Annotated in this window: 17 protein-coding genes; 5 read left to right on the top strand and 12 right to left on the bottom strand. The window is 47.7% G+C overall.

Annotation, left to right across the window (positions count from 1 at the left end; translation table 11 throughout):
* Window positions 1-188: 188 nt before the first annotated feature.
* Both CGZ75_RS06515 and CGZ75_RS06510 read right to left on the bottom strand, forming a co-directional pair.
* Window positions 189-776 (bottom strand): RNA polymerase sigma factor, encoded by a 588-nt coding sequence (locus CGZ75_RS06515; protein WP_089523419.1) that lies wholly within the window; start codon window positions 774-776, stop codon window positions 189-191.
* Window positions 769-1,497: a hypothetical protein gene (locus tag CGZ75_RS06510; protein ID WP_089523418.1), complete on the bottom strand. Its 729-nt coding sequence runs from the start codon at window positions 1,495-1,497 to the stop codon at window positions 769-771. The genes CGZ75_RS06515 and CGZ75_RS06510 overlap by 8 nt, the downstream gene beginning before the upstream one ends.
* A gap of 171 nt (window positions 1,498-1,668) precedes the next feature.
* On the opposite strand from CGZ75_RS06510, the gene CGZ75_RS25725 reads away from it, so the two are divergent.
* On the top strand, window positions 1,669-1,836 hold the full coding sequence (locus CGZ75_RS25725) for a hypothetical protein (RefSeq protein ID WP_245850837.1): 168 nt from the start codon (window positions 1,669-1,671) through the stop codon (window positions 1,834-1,836).
* Window positions 1,805-2,080 carry a cupin domain-containing protein gene (locus CGZ75_RS06505; protein ID WP_245850813.1) on the top strand — a complete coding sequence of 92 codons (276 nt, stop codon included), beginning with the start codon at window positions 1,805-1,807 and terminating at the stop codon, window positions 2,078-2,080. The genes CGZ75_RS25725 and CGZ75_RS06505 overlap by 32 nt, the downstream gene beginning before the upstream one ends.
* A gap of 48 nt (window positions 2,081-2,128) precedes the next feature.
* Here the strand turns inward: CGZ75_RS06505 and CGZ75_RS06500 are convergent, their stop codons facing one another.
* Together CGZ75_RS06500 and CGZ75_RS06495 are read right to left on the bottom strand one after the other, a co-directional pair.
* Window positions 2,129-3,187, bottom strand: coding sequence for an RNA-guided endonuclease InsQ/TnpB family protein (locus tag CGZ75_RS06500; protein ID WP_089523417.1), 1,059 nt, complete (start codon window positions 3,185-3,187; stop codon window positions 2,129-2,131).
* Window positions 3,188-3,621: 434 nt separating this feature from the next.
* The gene (locus CGZ75_RS06495; protein ID WP_089523416.1) at window positions 3,622-4,206 is read right to left on the bottom strand and encodes a TetR/AcrR family transcriptional regulator; all 585 of its coding nucleotides are present in this window, start codon (window positions 4,204-4,206) and stop codon (window positions 3,622-3,624) included.
* Window positions 4,207-4,339: 133 nt separating this feature from the next.
* Between CGZ75_RS06495 and CGZ75_RS25100 the strand changes: the two genes are divergently transcribed.
* Window positions 4,340-4,504 (top strand): hypothetical protein, encoded by a 165-nt coding sequence (locus CGZ75_RS25100; protein ID WP_176444701.1) that lies wholly within the window; start codon window positions 4,340-4,342, stop codon window positions 4,502-4,504.
* Window positions 4,488-4,856 (top strand): hypothetical protein, encoded by a 369-nt coding sequence (locus tag CGZ75_RS06490; RefSeq protein ID WP_141136678.1) that lies wholly within the window; start codon window positions 4,488-4,490, stop codon window positions 4,854-4,856. Before CGZ75_RS25100 ends, CGZ75_RS06490 begins: the two co-directional genes overlap by 17 nt.
* A 138-nt stretch (window positions 4,857-4,994) precedes the next feature.
* Here the strand turns inward: CGZ75_RS06490 and CGZ75_RS06485 are convergent, their stop codons facing one another.
* From CGZ75_RS06485 to CGZ75_RS06450, 8 genes are all read right to left on the bottom strand, one after another.
* On the bottom strand, window positions 4,995-6,578 hold the full coding sequence (locus CGZ75_RS06485; protein WP_089523414.1) for a response regulator: 1,584 nt from the start codon (window positions 6,576-6,578) through the stop codon (window positions 4,995-4,997).
* Window positions 6,575-8,338 (bottom strand): cache domain-containing sensor histidine kinase, encoded by a 1,764-nt coding sequence (locus tag CGZ75_RS06480; protein ID WP_089523413.1) that lies wholly within the window; start codon window positions 8,336-8,338, stop codon window positions 6,575-6,577. The genes CGZ75_RS06485 and CGZ75_RS06480 overlap by 4 nt, the downstream gene beginning before the upstream one ends.
* A 69-nt stretch (window positions 8,339-8,407) precedes the next feature.
* Window positions 8,408-10,006, bottom strand: a complete 1,599-nt coding sequence (locus tag CGZ75_RS06475; protein WP_089523412.1) for a type 2 periplasmic-binding domain-containing protein — start codon at window positions 10,004-10,006, stop codon at window positions 8,408-8,410.
* A gap of 87 nt (window positions 10,007-10,093) precedes the next feature.
* On the bottom strand, window positions 10,094-10,966 hold the full coding sequence (locus tag CGZ75_RS06470) for a carbohydrate ABC transporter permease (protein ID WP_089523411.1): 873 nt from the start codon (window positions 10,964-10,966) through the stop codon (window positions 10,094-10,096).
* An 18-nt stretch (window positions 10,967-10,984) separates the two neighbouring features.
* Window positions 10,985-11,890 carry an ABC transporter permease gene (locus CGZ75_RS06465; RefSeq protein ID WP_089523410.1) on the bottom strand — a complete coding sequence of 302 codons (906 nt, stop codon included), beginning with the start codon at window positions 11,888-11,890 and terminating at the stop codon, window positions 10,985-10,987.
* A 424-nt stretch (window positions 11,891-12,314) separates the two neighbouring features.
* Window positions 12,315-12,452 carry an adenylyltransferase/cytidyltransferase family protein gene (locus CGZ75_RS06460; protein WP_089523409.1) on the bottom strand — a complete coding sequence of 46 codons (138 nt, stop codon included), beginning with the start codon at window positions 12,450-12,452 and terminating at the stop codon, window positions 12,315-12,317.
* A 128-nt stretch (window positions 12,453-12,580) separates the two neighbouring features.
* Window positions 12,581-14,059, bottom strand: coding sequence for an Lsa family ABC-F type ribosomal protection protein (locus tag CGZ75_RS06455; protein ID WP_089523408.1), 1,479 nt, complete (start codon window positions 14,057-14,059; stop codon window positions 12,581-12,583).
* A 318-nt stretch (window positions 14,060-14,377) separates the two neighbouring features.
* Entirely contained in the window at window positions 14,378-15,214 is an 837-nt protein-coding gene (locus tag CGZ75_RS06450) for a helix-turn-helix transcriptional regulator (RefSeq protein ID WP_089523407.1), read from the bottom strand.
* Between the two features lie 121 nt (window positions 15,215-15,335).
* Between CGZ75_RS06450 and CGZ75_RS06445 the strand changes: the two genes are divergently transcribed.
* A complete protein-coding gene (locus CGZ75_RS06445) occupies window positions 15,336-16,355 on the top strand; it encodes a Gfo/Idh/MocA family protein (protein WP_176444700.1) in 1,020 nt (339 codons plus the stop codon).
* Window positions 16,356-16,362 lie beyond the last annotated feature (7 nt).

Genomic DNA, 16,362 nt, shown 5'->3' with positions numbered 1-16,362 from the left:
AGTAAGGCACAGAAGCACGGTTGGCAAAGGCAACTGCCCGGTTTATCCGAGCTATTTGTCTCGACAATCGGAAGTCGTCCCTTACATTGTCCGATTCCAAAATGCGAATTAGAATTTCTTCGGATTCTGTTTTCGTCAGTGATACATTTTCAAGCCAATCTGCTAAAGAGCCTCCCACATCTTTGAACTCATTCCAATCCGAACTGTTCAACAGCAATCCCCTCCTCCATCCGCTCGTTTTGTTTCAGTTCAAGCAGAACACGCTTTCTGGCCATGCTGATTCGATATCTAACCGTGCCTGCTGGTATGTCTAGCAGCTCGCCGATCTCTGCACTGTTCATTTTGCCAACCTGATGAAGAATAAGCACGCTGCGAAGTTCCTCCGACAAACGACTGACGGCATCCTCAATACGTTGAACATTTCGTTTGATTTCGTAGGTCTCTTCGGGAGAACGAGCAAAAGCTCCTTGAACAACAGCCTCTTGTCTGATCCTGCTCTCCGTTTTGTGGCGCGTTGTGCGTTGGCGGTAATAGTCGGTAATCAGATTTTTTGTGATTCGAAATATCCAGAAACGGCAGTTTTCCCTGCCTATCTCATAACCTACATGGATTTGCCTCCATGCCCGGAGAAACACTTCCTGCATAAGGTCTTTGGCAATTTCTCTTTGCCCAACTCGTGTGAGGATAAAGGCGAATACAGGCTGATGATAAGTTTGATAAATCTCTTGAAAAAAGACATGGTATTCTTGATTTTCTTGACTTTCTTGATCATCCATAAGCCGTCACGTCGTCAAATATACTGGAATCTAGTATACTGCCACCCAGTTGTTCAACTGCGAGTGCAGTTAAAATAGGCACAAGCTTTTTGTCTGCCATCAAGGTGCCTGATAAAACAATCTCTGTCACTTTTTCCAGAAGCAGATCCTTGCTGACGTCAGATTCAATCGTAAAAGTTCCATTGAGCATCATAACTACCGGTTTTTTCAAGCATTCAAAAAACTCTCTGCCAAATTGGCCTTGGCCCATAAAAAATCTTGAATTGTGGTGGTCATACGGAATTATTTCCCCGCTCGATTGAGTAATGCAAGGAGTTAATATACTCTCACTTCCCCGAGGAATGAAAAGTTGCCCAACAACAATGAGCTGTTTGTAACCAAACTTCTTTGGAGGGGACGTAAGGATCAACTCACCTGTTACCAAAAGAATATCCGAGCCGTCGACGCTGCCATTTTCGAGAAATTCTCCCCCGACTTTCAGCGTACCGCCTATCTGGTTCACTTTACTACCTTCAGGCAATGAAATAATCGAACCGACAGCTTTCATCGGAATGCTCGCTATTAAACCTTGGAAGGAGTCAGATAACAGAATCGTCCCCACTGCTTCTATTGCAGTAATGTTGCTCAGTTCCTCCATAGATTTCATGCGTCTCAAATCCAAAACGCTTACGGCAGAAATACGCCCTTTTAATTCAACATTATCGGTTTGTTCACTCATCATCGCTCAACCTCCGCTTTATCGTGGTTTTCACTCCTGTCTCTATAAAACGGATGAAAGTGATAACTGTTGGCTTTAGATGGCTCGTCTACCCTTAAATTGAAAAAAAGGGTTATGGGACAATGTTACGAATCTATTTAGGAATTAATTCAATATGAACGTAGGAGAATGTAAATGAATGATCTTATTCACGAGTCTGTTATACAATTGGCTGAAAAATTACAGCTTCCAGAAAAAGTAGTTAACATTGATGAAATGCCTTGGGTTCCATTTACGGAGAATCATTCTTGTCATTTTAAACCATTGCGGTTTGATCTTAACCCTTTTCAAAATCAAAAGTAATCAAGTTCTAGGTAAACATAGACACACAGGTGGGGCAGTGATTGGTTATAACATTCAAGGGACTTGGAGATATGAAGGGCGGAATTGGGTGGCTACGCCAGGTACATTTGTCTTTGAACCACCTGGAGACATTCATACACTTATTACGGAAGACGAAGAAGTGTTGAACCTCCACACGGATGAATCCGTGGGATTCTTAGCTCGTTTACGGACGCAGGCCGTTTCCGTTTTGTCCAGCGGCTAAGTTAAGGGCTCGTTCATTGGCCCATCCTAGTCCAGAGCATCTAGCTGACTAGGCTGTTCGACTATGACCATCGAACACAGGTTGTCGCATGATATTAATCGCTCCAACTCTGTCTCTGTGCGCTTCATATCCGCATTGGAAACACCTGTACGTTCTATCCTTTGCTTTGTTCCGTTGTTCGCAGGAAGGGCATGTTTGGGACGTATACGCAGGATCAACTTCCTGCACAGAAATTCCTGCCAACGCCGCCTTATAGCGAATGAACGATTGCAATTGATAGAAGGACCAGTTGTGCAGATTCATTGCGTTTTTACGACTTGTTCTTGTCGTTTTGCGAATACCAGCAAGGTTCTCGAGCTTAATAACTCCCACGCGTTCCGCAATCGCCATATTGACGATTTGGCGGCTGATTTTGTGGTTTTGATCCCTCATGTACCTGCTTTCCTTATCGCGGGCTTTACGAATGGCAGATAACTTCTTAAGTTTTCCTAGCTTCCGGCGATTGGAATTGTACTTACGGCGAATGTACTTATTCTTTCTGCCGTTGCCAACAAACTTCGTTTTACCTGTGGACGTCACGGCAACGGCTGGAACCTTGAGCCCTAAATCAATGCCCATCGTTTCGGTTCCGTCTTGGAAGGTTGCAGGGTGTTCGATTGCTACTTGCACATACCATTTGCTAGACTTCTGTACAACACGAAGCAGCCCCAGCTTACTGGATGCAAACAAAGCCTTGTCGCGGTCTGTTGGCGTTGCAGGAATGGTGATGCGCTGCACCTTGCCATCCCTCACAACGGGAAAAGCAACACCGTCGTCGCGAATCGAGTAGTTTTGATTGTTGACATAATAAACACGTTTTTTCAGTACAGGACGTTTCTTGTCTTTTTTGGATTTCTGGTAGATGCTCCTCGCATCACGAATAAGCTGATTCTTAATCGCGGATGGGAGATTCGCTTGTACTGTCTTGGAAGTCAACTTGGGGAATGAACCCTGCCTTTCGGCTTGTTCCGTTAAGCGATTGACGGTGTTGATGTACTCGTTGCCCATTTGTATCAGTAGAGCAGGATCACTCGGATAAATGCGAATCTGAGTCGTTATAGGTTGCACGTTGTTCACCCCCTTGATTTTCTGACCTTCGACAGAACGCTTCATGGTTTCATTCGGGTATGTTCGCTGCGAGAATCGTGTCCATAGCAAAGGTGGTAGTGAATCAGCTCGTTTTTGTTGTTCTATATCCGTTTTCCATAATTCTATTGTATCCGTTTACTTTATTTACTGCAGCAAATAGAATCAAAAAAGGCAAGACGATTAAGGTAGGGTGAAACCTCCCTCTCGTCTTGGAGTCTATTCATCCCACGGCTGAAGCCGGGGGATGAATAGACTCGGATTCTGTAATGCAAAAAATTCAAATTCGAGATGATCTTATCTATTAATATTCGAGAAAAAACCAAATAAAAAGCGGCAATCCAGGACCTCAAGTTAAAGTCCAAGATTGCCGCTGTTCTTACCCAAGATAATACTAAGTATAACCTTGTATTCGATTACTTCGCAGTTAATGATCGGCGAACAAAATGGAACACCTCGGTCATAGACTGCTCCTTCGTCATGTCTTGGTCCCGGCCAATGTAGAACCGCTCCGCCGCATTCTCTACCAAGTTAATGATGAGCTTGCTCGTCCATTGCATATTGGTCTGTTCAATAATTTCCCCGTGCTCAATACCCCGTTCGAGCTCCGTTTCGAACCATTCATAGTACGGTTGATAGATGGATTCCCAGATCTCCATCGAATGATCGATCGCGAGACCGGAATAACAAAGCACGATGACGTCTTTGTACTCGTCCGTAATAGTGTAGATTGCTTCGATAAACGTCTGTAAAAAACCGTCAAAATCGGTATGTTTATTGGTGTTCTCCTTCATTTTCTCCATCGTGATCGAAATCAGGTTTTGCGCGATGGCTGGAATCAAGGCATTTTTGGAACGGAAGTATAAATAAAAGGTACCTTGGGCTACGCCGGCCTTTTTCACGATGTCAGAGATAGAAGTGTTGTACAAGCCTTTCTCTGAAATGATCTCGATGGCTGCCTGTAAAATCAGCCTGTACTTGTCATGCGTTTCAGTACTCACGGGCGCCCTCCTGATTTTGACTGAATATCATTCACCATTCACTCGTAATGCAACTATATAACATCACCTATATCAATTCAAGAATTAGGGACGCCCAGTGAAATTACTTTATGCTCAATCAAGGCAAATGGTTATGGCGATCGTATTTCTTGATGGGCGTATTTCCACTTTTCTGATAAATGGCTCCGGAGATACACTTGTTTCCACCACCCCTATTCTGATTGGAGATATCGGTCTGCAAGTCACAGGAGCGCTGAGCGACCCGGAGAAACATCTCGAGCGTGCGCGTAGCTCTTAACGGAATGATCCGTACTTCAACGGCGGATTTTGAGTCGGCAATCATTAACATCACTGTTGAACGCAACGGTGCAGACACGCCAGGTTCCGGAACAGTGGTTTTCGCCTACACTCTCGAAACGGAAGATGTCGCCTTTTACAGCCCGATAACAATTTCGGCTGGAGATTCCCCGCCGACTGCAGACGTAATGGCCGGACAAATCCGCTACACGATTTACATCAGCGCTTTTAACACCGAAACCACAGTTCTGGCTGGACCTGTGACCTTTAACGGCTTGGCTTTACCGGGAATTCCGTCACGTAATCGCATTTCAATGGATCGGCCTCAGCAGGTACAACAACTTAATCCGTAGCAAGACATGAAAAGCCTGTCTCGGCTGAGACAAGCTTTCATGTCTTGCATTTATTTAAGGATCAGCTGCAATAACGGTTCGTCCAGATGCGATCCATTCCGTCGTCTACCCAACCGCCAATCGGTCTGTGCTGTACACTCAGTTATCTGCAAAAAACTTTTGCGGAGAAGTTCCGGTAATTTTTTTGAACAGGGTGCAAAAATACTTTTCATTGTACACGCCAACCGCCTCCGCAAGCTCCAGGTTGGAGTAACTCCGTTTGCGCAGCAGCTCGATCGCGCGCTCAATTCTTCGTTTAGCTACGTAGTCGGTAAAATTGATGCCCAGTTCTTTTTTGAACAGCTCGCTGACGTAAGACGGATTCAAATGGATATGCTCAGCCAAAATACTAAGAGAGATGGATTCCGTTAGATGATCCTCCACGTACCTCTTTGCTTTGACTATTTCCGGACGCAGGCCGCTGCCCTCCGTCGCAGTCTCGATTTGCTGCCAAACCAGACGCAGCCTCTCGATCAGCTGATGCAGCCTGATGCAGCCCGCAAACGATACTTTAGCCTCATCTTTCTCCGCTGAGAGCAGCCGCTGCCGCAGCCTAGAGCACCAGTTTTCCATATAATGGATGAGTCGCGCCGGATTTGCCCGGTAATTGCCCAGCAGCGCCAAAAGCGGCGTCAGCGTTTCGCGGGTCGACTTGGCGCTCATGCGTTCCAGCGCACGCTCAAAGCGTTCCGTCAGCTCCATCCAATCGTTTTCGGTGTAGACGAGGCGTCGGCTTGGTGTTACAACCGTTCCAAAGCCCGTATAAAACGCATCCGTCAGAGCGCTTTCAGCTTCCTTGAATGTCGTGGAAGCCTGGCTCCAGCCGTTGCAAGCCCGGCTGACTCCTACGGACACCGAAATCCGCAGGTACGTTTTGATCGCTTCCACAAGCCTCCTTCCCAACTCATAACAGCTTCGGTCAAGAGCCTGTTCGCTTATAGATGGCAGACTGGCGCAAGCTGCGATTACATTCGGCTGCAGCTCGCAAACGAAAGAACCCCCGTTCTCCTGCAGCACCTCTTCAATGATATTGTACATGGCATATTTAAGCTTGTTGCGATCGGAAGGCGAAAATTCGGCGCAGAACGCTTCGTAATCGTCAAATTGGACCGAGAACCCGGCATAATGGCGGGCATCAAATCCAGGAGCCAGCTCCGCGCTGCGCCGCTCCATAATGGAGGCGGAGATTTCTCCGTTCAGCAGCTCCTCCAGCAAATGTTTGCGCAGGCGGTACCTGTTTTCCTTGACTGACCCGCTCAAGCTGAGCAGCTTGGACTCCTTTTCCTCCCTGGCTATAATATTGTCGCGGACTTTGGACAAGGCGGTCAGGACGTCCTCCTCCCGCAGTGGCACTTTGACCAAATATTCAAAGACGCCCATTGTAATCGCCTGCCGGGCCGTCGAAAAGTCGGAATAGGCGCTTAAAATCAAAATTTCAATGCGTGGCATCCGTTCGCGAAGCTCGCGAATCAACTCGATTCCGCTCATGCCGGGCATGACAATGTCAGTCAAAATGAGATCCGGCTTCAGCTGCGCCACCTTTTCCAGCGCTTCGTCCCCGGAAAAGGCGTGCCCGACAAGGCGGAAGGGCAGCTGTTTATCCGTCCAGCGCTCAAAATACCGCTGCAGCCGATATACCATCGGCGGCTCATCATCTATGACGAGGCAGGTTATCTCTCTCATCGGCTTCCTCCCTCCTGCGCCGGTTCATCTGGAAACGTAAGCGTTATCGTTGTGCCGCGCCCCGGCTCGCTTCTAACGATAAGCCCGTAAGCTTCGCCATAGTTCAGCTGAATGCGCTGATGAATGTTATACAGGCCGATTCGCTTCCGCCGATCCCAATTGTTCTCGGACGACCCGGGCTCTAGCAGCCTGGACGTTTGATCCTCTGTCATGCCGATGCCGGCGTCCGCAACCGCAATTTCCAGCCTGCCGCCGCGGCGCTGAGCCGAAATGCGGATGGCTCCTGGCTTTCTTCCGCCGGCGTACCCATGGAAAATACTATTCTCAACAATCGGCTGCAGCGCCATGCGAAGTACGGGCAGCTTCAGCGTTTCGGGATCAATCTCTTCCACAAGCTCGAATTGGCAATCATAACGAATCTGTTGGATATATAGATAATCCCTGACATTCCGCAGTTCCTGCTCCAGGCTAGCCCGGTCAGAGAAGTCGGTAATTCCATATTCCAAAATCGAAATCAGAGCCTCGATAATGTTATCTACCTCATGATATCGTTCAAACGCGACCACATTGCTGATCGAGCCCAACGTATTATAGAGGAAATGCGGATTGATCTGCGATTGCAGCACTTGAATCTCCAACTCTTTCTTTTTGCGCTCGCCGAGATTGACATGCTCGACCAATGTCCGGATCTGGCCTAACATATCGTCGAAGGTAGACGCCAGCTTGCCAAACTCATCCTGCCGTGGGCTGGATATGGCAATGTTGAGATCGCCGTGCTGAACCAGATTGATTTTGCGGATGAGATAATTGACGGGAATTCGGATCATCCGAGCGACGAACGCGGCCGTCAGTATACTTAGCAAGAAGCCGAGCAGGAGAATACCGATAAAAAAGGTTTCCAGCCGATTCAACGATTGCTGCAAATCAATCCCGTCATAAAGCGTGAATATCGTCCACTTTGTACGAGGATTAATCGTCTTCATAATCGTCACCGACGTTCCGTCAATCCGCTCTTCGAATACATCGTCCTTCGCTTCAACAAGCTCACGCCCGTCCCGCCCGTCAAACTGCAGCCGATGATCGATCACCTTGAACAGCCGGCTGCCGGACGGCTCCAGTATGACCTGCCCTTCACGGTCCATAATGCCAAGCTGCAGATCGGAGCGGCCTCCGCCGATGCGCTGCAGCCTTTCCTGGAGCGCGGTCAAATTAAGATCGACGGCAAGCGCCATTGGCTTCCCCTTCACCGTAATGGCGCGTACGAACGTAACCGTCCAACCGGAGAAAAAGCTGGCATAAGGCTCGCTGACATTAACAGAGCCGTAACTGTTGCTGAACGCCAGCTCGTACAGCGGCCTTCGGTCTTCGCGAGAATCATTTATAATTTTGGTAACCGGATTGCCGCCGAGTATGGAAAGATCTTTATGGATCAGATACACATCCGAGAGCATCACAGAATTTTCCCGGTAGACACTTTCCAGCGCAGCCTGCGCGGCTTCAAGATCATCGCGCCAAGAAACGGCGGATGATGAAAGCTGGGCGATCGTATTTTGCATCAGCAAAAAGTAGAGGTCGATGTACTCCTCTTCTTTTTTGAGCATCTGGCGCGCCTGTTCGAGCTGACTTGCTGTAATCTCGTTTTCGATATACCGGTACGATAATGCGCTTATGATCGCTTCGGAGCTTAATACAAACACAAAACATACGAGAAACAGCCGGAACGAGATGCCATGAAACCAATGTCGGATGCGCTCTTTCATGGAACCCGTTCTCCTCCTATAGAAACAGGGAAAAGAAGAGGCAGTTGCTCCCCTTCTCCCAGTTATTTCTTATTTCATTACTCCGTCATCTTTCAACTGCTGCTCGTAAGCGGCAACGGCATCAGCTTGCTTGAACTTGTCATCAAGCGTTTTCACATACTTGTCCCAGTTGCTGAGCGGCTCTTTGCCCGTCACGAATTTCAGCATCATTTCGTTGACGTATTTGAGGCGATCTTGAGCCATAGGGTCCGTATCGACGATGCGCGGGTTGATGTTGTTGTCTTTCAGATAACTCCTATTTAGCTCCTGGTTGGCGTTGGTCACCGTCGGGTTTTTGAAGTCAAAGTATACGCTGTCATCGGATTTGCGGACAAACGCATAGTTGTAACGCCATTCGATTTCCTTCTCGTTATAAGTTGATTTGTCGATCAACTTGAACTGGCCACCCGTTTCGGTGAATGTTTTATCTTTGATTCCGTAGGACAGGTAAGGATACGCTTCTTTACTCGTGTACAGGTACTGGATGAATTCCATCGCCCGTTTCGTTTTGTCCGCATCCTTTAATACTTCCTTGGAAAGCCCGAGCAGCGATTGCTGGAATACCTTTGCGTCCAGAATCTGGTCGCCGTTAGGTCCTTTTGGAGGCGCAATTTGCTTCCACTCCGGAGTGCTGCCGCCCGTCTCTTTCATCTTCTGTTGGTCAGCTGGTTCCATCCGGCGCCAGTCCGCGACCATAACGCCGACTTTACCTTGATACATTTTATTGTCAAGCTTCAGTCCGTCGTCGATCGTTACCCAGTCCGGGTCGACCACTTTTGCGTCAATCATGTCCTTGATAAATTGCAGCGCTTCTTTCGTTTTTGGATCGGTATTGTATACGACAACCTTGCCGTCTTTCATATCAACAAAGTTAGGCTGTACACCGAACATCCAGAAAATTTGCTGGAACCCTTTCGGGCCGGCCGTGCTGTATCCCAGGCTGCCATCTTTTGGCAGCATCGCCACGAATCCGTAGGTGTCGTTTTTGTTGTTACCGTCCGGATCATCAAATGTAAATGCTTTCATCACTTCAAGCAGCTCTTGCGGATTCGTTGGTTCAGTCAGATTAAGCTTTTTCAGCCAGGTGGTGTTGATCCACCAGCCGTTTACTCCGCCTACACCTTCCGAAGCCGGAACGCCGATCGTTTTTCCTTTGTATTTCATCGGCTCAAGTCGCGTTGGATCAAAGGAAGCCATCAAATCCGGGTATTGTGCGAGCACCTCGTCCAAGTCAGCCAGCAGGCCTTGGTCGTAATATTTGACAGCCGAAGCCCGGTCCGGGAACGTGATGATGTCAGGGATTTGGCTGGACGTAATGAGCAAGTTAAGCTTATCTTTCCAGTTCTCGCCGCCAAGCGTCATCTCGAGATCGATGTTGTTGTCCTTCTCGATCATTTGACGAATTGGATCCTGCTCCAGCGCCGGCATCGGCGTCGTTTGGCGGTAACCAATCGTGTTGTAGAAGCTGAGCTTGATTTTTTTGTCTGTTTGCTCGCCCGACTGAGGTTGCCCGGATGCTGCTGGCTCCGAATTGTTGCTGCCGCTGTTGCCGCTTCCGCTGCAGCCTGCAACGATTCCGGACAAAACAGCCAAACTGAGCAGCAGGCTGGCATACGATGTCTTTTTCATGATAGTAACCTCTCCCTTTTGTTATATTGTAGCATGCAATTTATATCAAGAGTTGAACTCAAGATACCGGATAGTAAGACTGACTGGTCAGCCCTTGACGGAGCCGACGAGCACACCTTTTGTAAAGTGCTTTTGGATGAAGGGATACACGGCGACGATCGGAAGTGTTGTCACGACGACCGAGGCCATCTGCACCGACACCGGATTGACGGAGTTGGCCGCCTCAGCGGCATCCCCGCTAATGGCGACGGATGCGAGCAAGATTTGCCGCAGGAATAGCTGCACCGGCTGGTTTTCCGGGCTGTTGATGTACAGCAAAGCGTCGAAGTAGCTGTTCCAGTGCCAGACGGCATAGAAGAGTCCGATTGTAGCGATTACTGGCATAGACAGCGGCAAAATAATGCGGACTAAAATCGAGATTTCGCCGGCTCCGTCGATGCGCGCCGCCTCGTCAATCGCTTCGGGCAACTGCTCGAAAAAGCTTTTGACAATCATCAGATAAAACGCATTAACCAGACCTGGAATGATGAGCGCCCACTCAGAGTTGAGCAGCCCAACTTCTTTGACGATCAAATAACTCGGAATCATGCCTCCGCTGAACAGCATTGTGAATACGACGAACATCAGGAAACCGCTCCGTCCCGGCATCGCCTTGCGGGAAAGAGGCAACGCCATCGTGACAGTGAACAGCATGTTGAGCAGCGTGCCGACGACTACGCGAAAAATCGTAACCTTGTAAGCGTCGAACAATCGGCCTCCTTGCATGATTTCCTCATAAGCCGTCCATGTAATGTGGGATGGAATGAGGACAAGGCCGTCCTTTCTGATGACTTCCGAGATCGGGGTCAGCGATACGCTGATAACGTATAGAAACGGAATGACGCAAGTAGCGGCGAGCAAAGTCAGCAGCGTATAGTTAAGTCCTTTTCCAAGACGGTTCCAAATCGTTACTTGCTCCATGGGATGGGATTCTCCTTTCTACCAGATCTGTCCGTCAAATTTTTTGGCCATTTTATTGGCGCCGAGTACGAGCACAAATCCGATGATCGATTTGAACAGACCGACCGCAGTTGCAAGCCCGATGCGCCCTTCCTGCATGCCGACTCGATAAACCCAGGTTTCGATGACGTCGGCATTCTCCTGGTTGAGCGGGTTCAGCATAATGAAGATTTGATCGAAACCGACATCGAGGATGGCGCTAAGCCGCAGCACGAGCAGCAAAATGATTACGTTGCGAATGCCGGGAAGCGTAATATGCCATAGTTGCCGCCAACGGGAAGCTCCGTCTACTTTGGCAGCTTCGTATAAGCTTGGATCGATGCCCGCCAGCGAAGCCAGGTAAATGATTGCGCCCCAGCCGACCGACTGCCAAATGTCCGTAGTAACGATGAGCGAGCGGATCATGCCCGATTCGGTCAGGAACGAGATGCGCTCTAGGCCGAATGTGTTGAACAGCTGATTGACCAAGCCTGATCCTGGCGCCAAGAAGGCGACCAGCAAACCGTATATGACGACCCAGGACAAAAAGTGCGGCAAGTACGTCAGCGTCTGGATTGTTCGTTTGAAGCCGTTGGATGTAACGGCGTTGAGCATCAGCGCAAGGATGATCGGCGCCGGGAACGAAAAGATCAGCTTGTATGCCGAGATTAGCAGCGTATTGCCAATAATTTGACCTGCGTATACGCCGTTAAAAAAGGTCTCGAAGTTTTGCCAGCCGATCCAAGGGCTTTCCCATAATCCTCGCAAGACGTTGTAGTCTTTGAAGGCAGCAGCGATGTACACCATTGGTACATATTTGAAAATAACGAAATACAGCAGTCCCGGCAGCAGCAGGGCGTACATCACGCCATATCTACGCATAGCATTTTTTGTTGCGTGAACCATTGGACGCGCCTCTCTTTCATCTGAGTTGATTTGTACTTTAATTGTACCGCCGCCCCAATCGGCAGCTTTCTGATTTCTTCGGTTATTGGTCTAATATTTTAGGAAATAGGATCTGAATGCGGTTGGTATGATTGGAAGTTTCGGCGTATTCATGCGCAAAAAAGAGGCCGCCTCCGAAAGTCATCGTTAGATGACTTGGGACGACCCCTTCTTCACTAATTTTTCACTAAGGTGATGTAGTCTTTACCTGTGACGGTAAAACGGAACGTCTGGATGCCTGTTGTGCTGATGACTACCGTTCAAGTTTCGGGACGAAACAATTGGGAGAACACAATTTTATTTTGTTCGGTTTAACAAAGGATGAATATATGGATTTTCTTCACAAAAGTTGACATCGTCAATCCTTCATTATCTGTTTTGTAGTTTACTGAAAATCGCTACATTCACATGATGTCATGACACCCACAACCAGTTTTTTGAACGTTTTAGATGTTCGCTCAATGACATTTAAATGACCAAACGTAATGGGATCAAAACTTCCTGAGTATATTGCTGTTGTCATAGCGAGTCCTCCCTATCCAAAAACAGCCAACACTCGGGTCGGCAGTTTTTGTTTATATTCGATGAATTTGAGGAAACGAACACGGAAGCGGAGCGAGTTCCGTTGTTAAATAAATGCAGCTTTTATAATCAAAGCTCCACAACTTTTGTCGCAATATTACTGCAAAATTCGCGGTCATGCTCCACAAATAGCAAAGTCGGAGAATGCTCAAGCAGCAGCTCTTCAATCTGCATGCGGGAGATGACATCGATAAAATTCAGCGGTTCATCCCAAATATGCAAATGGGCCTTCTCGCAGAGGCTATGTGCAAGAAGCACTTTTTTCTTTTGGCCGCCACTGAATGCTGAAATATCTTTTTCAAACTGAATCCTGGCAAAATCAAGCTTTCTCAAAATGGCTTTAAACAGACTTTCATCAATTCCATTGTGCCGGGCGTAATCGGTCAAATTGCCCTCCAAATGCGACGTATCCTGCGATACATAGGAAATCTTCAGCTGACTGCCTTTACGGAACGTACCCGTATAGTTAAGCTCCTCCCCGCAAATAAGCTTGATTAGGCTGGACTTGCCGGAGCCATTTTTGCCCGTAAGTGCAATCCTCTCTGCTTGCCCAATCGTAAAATTGACCTCGGAACAAACCACTTTCTCACCGTAGTAAATCGAAACATTTTCGAGCTCGACTAGTTGATTTTTATGATATGAAAGCTGAGAAATCTTCAAGCTGTCCGAGCTTTCTATGTTTTTTAGGAGCTTTGATTTTTCATCCATGGCACTTTGCTGTCTATGTTCAATGGATTTGGAACGCTTCATCATCTTGGCAGCTTTATGGCCAACATATCCCTTATCAACTCTCAAGCCGGAATTTCTTGTGCCGTTTTTGGACTTTTCCACTTCATGCGACCAATTGCTCGTTCGTCTGGCTGATTCAGTTAAATTTTTGATGTCCTTTTTGAGCCTATCGTTCTCAGCTAGCTCGTACTTATCCTGCCTCTTCTTGTTCTCCCACCAGGCGGAGAAGTTCCCCTTCTGGATGTCTATGTTCGTTCTATTAATGGAAAGGATATGGTCGACACAGTTATCCAGAAAGGCTCTGTCATGAGATATGAGAATGAACCCTCGTTTGGAATTGAGGTAATCACTGACAAGTTTCCTTGCTTTCATGTCGAGATGGTTCGTCGGCTCATCAATTAACAGGAAGTTATTTTCCTTGAGGAAAAGCGTCGCCAGCAATACTTTGGTCTGCTCTCCATTGGATAAAGAGCTAAATGGTCGGTATAAAACATCATCCGATACATGCAGCAAGCTAAGTTCACGCATCAATTCCCAATGAGCATAGTCCGGATGAATGCTGCTGATGAGATCTAGCGTCCCTACTTCCTTGTTCTCGACAGGGAAAGGGAAATAATCAAAGCTCACTTGAGCGGAAATTAATCCGCTGTATTCATATTTGCCTTGCAATAGCTGAAGAAAGGTTGTTTTCCCCCTGCCGTTTCTACCGGTAAATCCTAATTTCCAGTCGGTATCGATCTGAAAGCTAACATTGTCAAATATATGATCGTAACTGCCCTCGTAGGCAAATGTAAGGTTGGAAACATGGATTAGAGACATAATTATATCCTCCTGTATTCAAAAAAATAAGAGCTACAAGAAAGTTACTTTCTTGTAGCTCAAATAAATACAGCAAATCTATCCCGTGCCGGAAATAGATAAGGATATGGCGTATTTGTTCGAGTTAAAGAAGATGGTAACTTTCTTGCATGAATAATAAAAACGCAAAAATAAGCGTAAATCGCTTATATTTTGTTTTGTATTATTAGCAAGAAATGTACATCTTCCCAACTCCAATCGTCAAAATGTAACGCCATTTTATCATAATGATCCCTATACTTCAACAATTATAGTTGAATTTTATTCCAAATGAGGGGGCTAGTTCTGGAACAATTTACGATAATCTGTAGGGGTCATCCCTTCATGCTCCTGGAATCTCTTGTTGAAATAACTGACGCTTGGATAACCGGCCTGATCCGCAATATCCCCGATTTTGGCTTCTCTATGTTCAAGCAGCTTTTGCTTGGCCATCTGCAGTCTGGCGCGAGTGATGAACTCGGAGGGCGTCATGCCCAGTGCATTGCGGAACAGCTTGCAGAAATAAAAAGGGCTCACTTGCGCCCTGTCGGCCCATTCCTGCAGGATGAACGGCTGGGCGGCCTCTTCTTGCAGGAGTGGCAGCAAGGCTAGAATTCTGTTTTCAGCCGGGCTCGTGCGGGGTTGCGCAATCGGAACGGCTTGGTGCACAAACTCCGCCAGCACGGCATATACGAGCGATGACAGAAGAGCCGGACGGTTCATGCTGTTCAGCTCGGCTTCCTGAAGAAGCGCCAGATGCGCTTCCTCCCATGCCGTTGTCTGTCGAAGTCTCCAGATTCGATTATTATGAAAACCCCTTTCAATCATATAATCATGCAGTTTATCACCATAAAAATGAACCCAACGAACATCCCAAGGATCGTCATTACTGCTGTAGTAACGCTGTTCTTGAAGCGGAAAATACAAAAGTAATTGGCCCTTTTGCAACTCATGAATCTCACCGTCTACTTCCGCATACCCCTTGCCAGATGCGACATAGTGGATGTTGAAATTGTTCAAAGCCCCCTCCTCTCGATAGACGGAATGCTCGGGAGCATCGGTGTACATTCCGACCGATTCTGGAAACACGAAATAGGGAATATCACGCAGCGTGATTAAATGAGCATTCTTTCTCATGCTTCACCTCCAAATGACAATATCGTATTAATCTATTCAAAATATTATTATTTTTATTGGGTCTGTCTTAGATTATAATCTCAATATCATCATAGTCAATGAAGGAGGAACGATTAGAATCATGAACAGAAAGCTTAGTTGGGGAGTTTTGGGAGTAGCATCAATCGCCCGTCGCGCTGTCATTCCAGGATTGCTGGAATCGCAATTCAATGAAGTGAAAGCCCTTGCAAGCCGGGATGTCGCTAAGGCCAAACAGGCGGCTGAAGAATTCGGAATTGAGAAAGCTTATGGCAGCTATGAAGAGCTCATCTGGGACGATGCCATCGATGCTGTCTATATCCCGCTTCCGAATCATCTGCACCGTGAATGGGCCATTCGAGCTCTGCAAGCTGGCAAACATGTATTATGTGAAAAGCCGCTTGCCTTGACCGCAGCCGAAGCTGAAGAGATGGCGGCAGCTGCTGCAGCGTCGGGTAAAATTCTCGCAGAAGCCTTCATGTACCGTCATCATCCTCGTTACGATATGATTCGCAGTATAATCGCCTCTGGTGAGATCGGGGATATCAGGAATATCCACGCTACCTTCACTTTTAATAGTTCCGGCGGCGCCGGAAACGTCCGCTTCCGGAAAGAATGGGGTGGCGGCAGCTTGTACGATATCGGCTGTTATCCTATTACAGCAGCACGCCTGCTGCTCGGGCAGGAGCCCGAAGCCGCTACGGTCCAAGCCCTCTTTTCACCGGAGCATGATAATGTCGACATGATGGCTTCAGGACTGCTTGAGTTCCCAGGGAATGTCGCAGTCAAGTTCGATTGTGGGATGTGGGCAGCTTCCCGTAATCATCTGGAAATACTCGGCATCGAAGGTCTGATCGAAATTCCCTCCGCTTTTGTCGCCGGGCCTGACCAAGGCGCCAACTTCTTTGTTACATCAAAAGGTGTTCGTCGTGAGGTCGAAGTGCCGAAGGTTAATCAGTTTTCCTTGGAATGTGATGATTTTGCTCGGACGGTGCTGTTTGGCGAACCGCAGAAATTTACGCCTGACGACTCGATCCGCAATATGCGCGTAATAGATGCTTGCCTCCGCTCGGCTCACGAGCGAATTCGGGTCGAGCTGCAACCTCAACCTATACGCCCCTAAGGAGGAG

The organism is Paenibacillus herberti (assembly GCF_002233675.1).
In the GTDB taxonomy this organism is placed as follows: domain Bacteria; phylum Bacillota; class Bacilli; order Paenibacillales; family Paenibacillaceae; genus Paenibacillus_O; species Paenibacillus_O herberti.
Note: the sequence above shows the minus strand (reverse complement) of the source record. Positions and strands in the feature narration are given on the sequence as shown.

Bases quoted from the DNA above. Each gene is read 5' to 3' on its own strand.
- CGZ75_RS06465 (WP_089523410.1), bottom strand. From the start codon at position 11,890: ATGGTTCACGCAACAAAAAATGCTATGCGTAGATATGGCGTGATGTAC.
- CGZ75_RS06515 (WP_089523419.1), bottom strand. From the start codon at position 776: ATGGATGATCAAGAAAGTCAAGAAAATCAAGAATACCATGTCTTTTTT.
- CGZ75_RS06445 (WP_176444700.1), top strand. From the start codon at position 15,336: ATGAACAGAAAGCTTAGTTGGGGAGTTTTGGGAGTAGCATCAATCGCC.
- CGZ75_RS06485 (WP_089523414.1), bottom strand. From the start codon at position 6,578: ATGAGAGAGATAACCTGCCTCGTCATAGATGATGAGCCGCCGATGGTA.
- CGZ75_RS25100 (WP_176444701.1), top strand. From the start codon at position 4,340: ATGGCGATCGTATTTCTTGATGGGCGTATTTCCACTTTTCTGATAAAT.
- CGZ75_RS06510 (WP_089523418.1), bottom strand. From the start codon at position 1,497: ATGATGAGTGAACAAACCGATAATGTTGAATTAAAAGGGCGTATTTCT.
- CGZ75_RS06475 (WP_089523412.1), bottom strand. From the start codon at position 10,006: ATGAAAAAGACATCGTATGCCAGCCTGCTGCTCAGTTTGGCTGTTTTG.
- CGZ75_RS06450 (WP_089523407.1), bottom strand. From the start codon at position 15,214: ATGAGAAAGAATGCTCATTTAATCACGCTGCGTGATATTCCCTATTTC.
- CGZ75_RS06470 (WP_089523411.1), bottom strand. From the start codon at position 10,966: ATGGAGCAAGTAACGATTTGGAACCGTCTTGGAAAAGGACTTAACTAT.
- CGZ75_RS06460 (WP_089523409.1), bottom strand. From the start codon at position 12,452: ATGACAACAGCAATATACTCAGGAAGTTTTGATCCCATTACGTTTGGT.
- CGZ75_RS25725 (WP_245850837.1), top strand. From the start codon at position 1,669: ATGAATGATCTTATTCACGAGTCTGTTATACAATTGGCTGAAAAATTA.
- CGZ75_RS06480 (WP_089523413.1), bottom strand. From the start codon at position 8,338: ATGAAAGAGCGCATCCGACATTGGTTTCATGGCATCTCGTTCCGGCTG.
- CGZ75_RS06455 (WP_089523408.1), bottom strand. From the start codon at position 14,059: ATGTCTCTAATCCATGTTTCCAACCTTACATTTGCCTACGAGGGCAGT.